The sequence below is a fragment of the Polynucleobacter sp. 39-46-10 genome (genome assembly GCF_002282275.1).
In genome coordinates, this window is record NZ_NCJB01000155.1 from 1 (window position 1) to 5,420 (window position 5,420).

Here is a 5,420-nt window from a genome sequence, read left to right on the forward strand (position 1 = left end):
GGATGGCATAGAAGACAAAGAGAGTTGGCTCAAGGTTTTACCCATGATTACGAATCTATCAATTCAGATGCAAAACCTACAAGCTAGAGGAATGGATTACGAACATATCCGTAATCTCCTACACGAGACTCTCTTGCGGTATGACGATCGTATCGATTCAAATCTATTTATACCGAACATAGAAAAGCAAGCGGAGGGATACGTAGATATCAACAGCGATCTTTCGATGAATCGGATGTGGCAAATGGGTGGAGACAAGCGCAGTACAGAACAACAATCAAAAGAGGAGACAGCAGATGCAAGAAGTGAAAAACTTTAGTTCTGGAGTATTAACCAATGGTGGTGCGATTCAGCGGGTGCAAGACCGTGAAGCCAAGCGTGAGCGTGAGCGCCTAGAAAAGGAGGCATATGAAAAGCATGCAGCCGAATCAGCCGCAAGACGCAATAAAGCCAGGGAAGATCGCGCTATTGAATTGGCTGAGCAATCTAAAGCAAGACAAGCTGCCGAAGAAGAAAAGCAGCGTAAGGCCGCGGAAAAATCAGCTCGTGATGAAGAGGAAAGGCTAAAGGTCGTTGCAGCCAAGGAGACCGCTCGTTTAGCAAGACAACAAGACCTGGATAGAAGGCTTGCAGAAAACAAAGAGAAGCAAGCGGCAGAACAAGCTGCCGCTGAAGTTGCTGCACTATTGGCAAAGCAGCAAGAGCTAGAGCGTCAAAACCAAAAGCAAACCCAGGCAGCAGCGCTATTGGATGATCTAAGTAAAGCCCCAGATGCAACCAAGACAGAAGCTTCAAAGCCGGTAATGGTGACTAAAGAGCTTGAGGATCCAGAAGAGCTGGAGGAGTTGGAACCTGAGGAGCTGGTATTGCAAATAGTGAAGGGCGCGGTCCATGTGCCAGCATCAATACCTACTATCGATGCAAGCGAAGGCGCTAGGACAGAGTTGCCAGCAGCTTATGACATGAGCGCGCTGATGCCCGCACCTGCCGTTCACACTGTAGAAGCTGCGCCACAGTCAGAAGTGCAAGTAGAAAGTGGCAAAGAGCTTATTGACGGCATCCTAACGGGCGCTGAACCAGCACCTCAAGATCAGGAGCAAGTGCCACAAGCAGCTCGTAGTGAGAATCGATTTCAGAAGATCATCAATACCAACCGCGATCTTGCAAAAGAAAACCAAACTCTTAAAGCAAGGGTCGAGAAGTTATTAGATGAAGTGCACGGCTACCAGGTTGAAGGTGAGCTAGTAGGCAGCATCTTGGATACACAGGAGCGTGCAAAGCGTCAGGACCCGCCCCAGAATGCAGCAGAGCGTTATCTAAAGCCTAAGCTATTTAACGTTGTAGATGAAGCTAAAAAAGAGATGCTCAAGTACCTCTCAACTCGTGAGGATGAGATTGATCACACGCATAAGTCAGTATTGTTTCTGAAATACATGCAAGACCCGTTCTATATGAATGTGTTCGTGCAAAACAATCAGGCTTCTGAGTGGTGGCCTGTAATTGATTCAATTTACAACTCGATTGGTTTGTCTGCGCCAGATTGGTCCAAGTCAATGGTTGAGACTTATCAACCCAAGGCTCAGCCACAGCCTCAGCCAATAAGAGCACGAACAGCAACTCTAGGTTCGCCAGTAGCTAGCTCTGAGCAACCAATGGACCGGATAGCCCAGCATCTTGGCAATATGGGAATTTAAGGGCCTATTACTAGGTCATGAGTGATTTTTCACACAAGCAGTTTCAAGGGCAGCTTTTTACTTTTGAACACTTAAAGCCAATTACCTTGGGCCTTGATTTGGCAATCAATCGTGTGGATCAGGCCATCCAAATTTTCGTGACATTTGGATGTCACTGCTTTACAGAGGAGTTTGACTCAAGCAAACATCGTGAAGAGCATGTCTATAGGTATCTCAGAGAGTTAAGAGCTTTTGATCCGCTACGTTACCAGTGCTCAAAGCATTTACCTACAGTAATGCAGACTTTGTTAAACGGGCTTATTTATCGGTCAGATAAAAGTTACACCTATGTATCGCAGATTGTGATTGATTCGCCGAATGGACCACAGCCGTATTCCATATTTTTTAGCTTAGAAAGGATGGGAAGTGCCAATGCTGTAGATTTAAAACTTTATGTCAAAAGTGCCTATATCAGCCCGTTAAAGTCTGGTAAAAATGCGCAAAAATGGCGTTTTAAGGGCTTGGTGTGTGATGTGCTGGGGGTATCTTGACAAAAGTTTTTCAGGGGGTAATAATCTTACAAAGACAGTTCGAGAGCGAGTGAGTATACGAACTAGCTGCCTAGCAATAGGTCCTGCAAGCCAGCAGGGGTAACAGAGCCTCGCAGCGAGATCCCATAAGATCTCAAGGAAAGGGCCTTCGGGCCCTTTTTCTTTGGCTAAAAATTTACCGACACTGCCTGCAAAATCAAGGTCACCCCAGAGGGGTGGCGAAGCTTACCTTGATGTGCGATGCCTAAAAGACACTATTTCGATGGTTAAGGTGACAAAAAGGAGCCTTGACCATAGAAGCAGAAGTGGGTTCATTGCAAATAAAAACCCCAGAAATATCCAAACCCCTTACCAAGTACCCCAATAATCAATTCATGTAGAGAGAGCTAAACACTCTATCTACTGCTTCATGTCAATGCGTTAAAGCTAGAGTCGCGCCTAGTAGCGTAGCAATGGATGGGTTCACGCTCCATCACCAGGTATTGAAGCCAACCAATTTATTAAATAACTATTGATGGGGTGGCATATGCCAATTTCAAATACAGACTTGCAAGAGTTAGCTAAGGTTTCCTTAGATGAGTACTTACGCAATCTACCAGTCGATCAAATCGCTGTAGAGAGACCTTTCCTTAAAAAACTCATGGAGGGGCGTAAGAGCTTATTAGGCGCAAAACAGAACGTAGTCGAAAATATCCGCAAAGAACACGGCAGTAACTTTAGCTGGGCGTTTGGAGAAGAGACGGTCAAGTTCAATAAACGCAATACCACTGAGCAAGCCTCCTTCCCGTGGCGTAGGGCGGTGGATGGTCTCTATATTGACTATGACCGCTTATTCAGTAACGGGATCAAAGTGCGTGAAGGCGGGGCTCGAGGTTTTCAGCTCGAATACAACGAACGCGTACAACTAATCAACCTCTTGGATGAGCAATTAGAAGTCCTACGAGAAGGATTCCTCAATAAGCTGGACTTAGAGTTACACCGCGACGGCTCACACGGCGCAGATGCAGTAGTTGGTTTAGATAGCCTAGTCAGCCTAGCGCCTGATGCTGGCACAGTAGGCGGTATTGATCGAGCCAAAGCAAGCTACTGGCGTAACTACGCAGTCAAAGACATTGCCTCAACATCGCCAGGGAACTTAGTAGGTGAGATGGAAACTGCATGGCGTCAATGTATTAAACATGGCGGTAGCCCTGATTTCATCATCGCTGGGGGTAAGTTCATTGATACCTATCGCAAGCAGGTGACAGTGACTCATATCGCTGGATCAGGTGAGACCAAGTACATCGATGCTGGCGTTGGAGCAGGCGTTAACACTGGCTTAGCTTTTAAAGGAGTGGAGATCATCTGGGATCCACAGTTTGATGAGCTTGATGCCATGGCTAATCGCACGGTGGAGTGGAGTAAGCGTTGTTATTTCCTCAACACTCGATTTATGAAGCTGCGCGATGACGATCTAGACATCGTTGCCCCAATCCGTCCGCACGATACCTTGGCAATGTATGCCATGGTTAATCTGCGCTGCGCTTTATCTATCTCACGAGCGAATGCCCATGCGGTATTGGCAATTCAATAAGGAGGAAGAAATGAACAACAGTATGAACCATAAAGAGCTCATTCATAGCGACTTCCAAATTAAAGAGGTGGAAGCGGTAGTGCGCAGAGATGCCTTCACAACCATCCATGTGTACGTACCGCCGTATGAAACTAATATCCTTCGCAATCTCTTTGGGCGCGAGAACGTCACGGTGTTCGAGCGCCCTTCAAAGACCACCATTACTCCAGAGCAGGAGTACGACCGCCTATGCGCTAAGTATGGCCATGAGGTCGTAGCCAAAGTCTTTGGTGAGGATGATGGCGATCGCCTAATGGAGATCGTGGAGGGCTTGATGAAAGAGGGTCAGCTTCCAGCGCAAGAGAAAGCATTAGAAGAGACTATTGATCAAGCAGGACCTCATCAAGAGTCACCAGAAACTAAAGGAGCCAAGAAACGCTAGCAGTAGGGAAGACCACCGCTAGCAGCAGGTGTTTGGGTGCGGCTGCGGGTGTTGAAGTAACCATGGTGTGTGGGCGCGCGTAACTGCGCCCCACTGCCAACACCAATTAAAAGCCTTGGCGGTAGTGGGGCGGTGGACTTCCATATTCCAAGCATCAAGAAAAGAACTAATGACATGCTTCCAATCATCGCCTCTCTAGTACAAACCTTGGCCGTAAATGGCCTTGGTCTACTTGCGGGCGCGGTCCAGGCTAAAGGTAAGGAATTTATTGAGAGCAAGATTGGTGCGCGTATTCCAGACAACCCCAGTCAGGAAGATCTCATTAAGCTCAAGCAGCTAGAGATTGAACAAGAGCAACTCCTTTTGCAATACACGCTCAAGCAAAAGGAGTTGGAGATTGAGGAATCCAAGCTTCTAGCGGAGATGCATCGTGCTTCACAAGAGAATGCCACGCAGCGCTGGCAATCAGATATGGGCAGCGATTCCAAGTTATCAAAGAACATTCGTCCAGGTACATTGGTGTACATCCTCACGGCCTACCTCTTGTTCGCTTTGCTCTCCGCCATGGGAATTGATATCAATGAGGCTTATGTAAAGCTCCTAGGAGAATGGGGGCAACTAGTCATGCTGGCTTACTTTGGCGGTAGATCGGTAGAAAAGATCTTTGAGATGCGTATGCATGGCTTAAACAAAAAAGAAGAGCAATGAGCAATTTAGTAAAAGAGCAGGCAGCATTCCTAATTGACGTCAGTCGCCTCATTCAGTTTGCAGCTGCAGAAGGATGGGTAATCACTGGTGGGGAGCTTTGGCGCTCACCAGAGCAGCAAGAGATCTATTTCAAAAGCGGTAGGTCTAAAACAATGAACAGCAATCATCTAAGGCGCTGCGCTATTGATTTCAATTTCTTCTGGAATGGAAAACTTGTCTGGGATAAAGATCTCATCCGTACGGTTGGCGAATACTGGGAAAGCCTAGACCCTAAGAATAGATGGGGTGGAAATTTCAAAGGATTTGTGGATGTGCCACATTTTGAACGGGTGTGTTGAGGTTAACCCCCAGAGGTCGGCTATCGGCCAGAAGTAGTCACTGCAATTCTAGTAACAGAACTCATTTAATTACAATTTCAGAATTAAAGAAGATAGAAATTTAAATTGTGTCTTAAATCGTATCAATCTTAGTCAATGCTATAAAGAGGCGAGAAG

7 protein-coding genes and 1 pseudogene are annotated in these 5,420 nt (G+C 46.6%); 7 read left to right on the top strand and 1 reads right to left on the bottom strand.

Translation table 11 applies throughout. The annotated features are described in order from the left end of the window. The 5 genes and pseudogenes from B7X71_RS11285 to B7X71_RS11305 form a co-directional block, all read left to right on the top strand. Positions 1 to 319 (top strand): annotated as a pseudogene (locus B7X71_RS11285) (hypothetical protein); the annotation flags it as partial. Beyond that, positions 297 to 1,694, top strand: coding sequence for a hypothetical protein (locus B7X71_RS11290; RefSeq protein WP_293598188.1), 1,398 nt, complete (start codon positions 297 to 299; stop codon positions 1,692 to 1,694). The pseudogene B7X71_RS11285 and the gene B7X71_RS11290, both read left to right, overlap by 23 nt. Before the next feature lie 17 nt (positions 1,695 to 1,711). Beyond that, positions 1,712 to 2,224: a hypothetical protein gene (locus B7X71_RS11295; RefSeq protein WP_293598187.1), complete on the top strand. Its 513-nt coding sequence runs from the start codon at positions 1,712 to 1,714 to the stop codon at positions 2,222 to 2,224. A gap of 526 nt (positions 2,225 to 2,750) precedes the next feature. Next, positions 2,751 to 3,797, top strand: a complete 1,047-nt coding sequence (locus B7X71_RS11300) for a phage major capsid protein (RefSeq protein ID WP_071461894.1) — start codon at positions 2,751 to 2,753, stop codon at positions 3,795 to 3,797. Then, positions 3,775 to 4,218 (top strand): hypothetical protein, encoded by a 444-nt coding sequence (locus B7X71_RS11305; RefSeq protein ID WP_293600773.1) that lies wholly within the window; start codon positions 3,775 to 3,777, stop codon positions 4,216 to 4,218. Before B7X71_RS11300 ends, B7X71_RS11305 begins: the two co-directional genes overlap by 23 nt. Here the strand turns inward: B7X71_RS11305 and B7X71_RS11310 are convergent. After that, positions 4,215 to 4,394, bottom strand: coding sequence for a hypothetical protein (locus B7X71_RS11310; protein ID WP_293598185.1), 180 nt, complete (start codon positions 4,392 to 4,394; stop codon positions 4,215 to 4,217). The genes B7X71_RS11305 and B7X71_RS11310 overlap by 4 nt on opposite strands. Here B7X71_RS11310 and B7X71_RS11315 point away from each other — a divergent pair. Continuing rightward, a complete protein-coding gene (locus tag B7X71_RS11315; protein WP_293598184.1) occupies positions 4,393 to 4,926 on the top strand; it encodes a hypothetical protein in 534 nt (177 codons plus the stop codon). The genes B7X71_RS11310 and B7X71_RS11315 overlap by 2 nt on opposite strands. Then, entirely contained in the window at positions 4,923 to 5,264 is a 342-nt protein-coding gene (locus tag B7X71_RS11320; protein ID WP_293598183.1) for a M15 family metallopeptidase, read from the top strand. Before B7X71_RS11315 ends, B7X71_RS11320 begins: the two co-directional genes overlap by 4 nt. The last annotated feature ends 156 nt before the right edge of the window (positions 5,265 to 5,420 follow it).

What these genes read in the sequence shown, in the direction of transcription:
- B7X71_RS11290 (WP_293598188.1), top strand. Translation starts at nt 297, where the DNA reads ATGCAAGAAGTGAAAAACTTTAGTTCTGGAGTATTAACCAATGGTGGT.
- B7X71_RS11295 (WP_293598187.1), top strand. Translation starts at nt 1,712, where the DNA reads ATGAGTGATTTTTCACACAAGCAGTTTCAAGGGCAGCTTTTTACTTTT.
- B7X71_RS11300 (WP_071461894.1), top strand. Translation starts at nt 2,751, where the DNA reads ATGCCAATTTCAAATACAGACTTGCAAGAGTTAGCTAAGGTTTCCTTA.
- B7X71_RS11305 (WP_293600773.1), top strand. Translation starts at nt 3,775, where the DNA reads ATGCGGTATTGGCAATTCAATAAGGAGGAAGAAATGAACAACAGTATG.
- B7X71_RS11315 (WP_293598184.1), top strand. Translation starts at nt 4,393, where the DNA reads ATGCTTCCAATCATCGCCTCTCTAGTACAAACCTTGGCCGTAAATGGC.
- B7X71_RS11310 (WP_293598185.1), bottom strand. Translation starts at nt 4,394, where the DNA reads ATGTCATTAGTTCTTTTCTTGATGCTTGGAATATGGAAGTCCACCGCC.
- B7X71_RS11320 (WP_293598183.1), top strand. Translation starts at nt 4,923, where the DNA reads ATGAGCAATTTAGTAAAAGAGCAGGCAGCATTCCTAATTGACGTCAGT.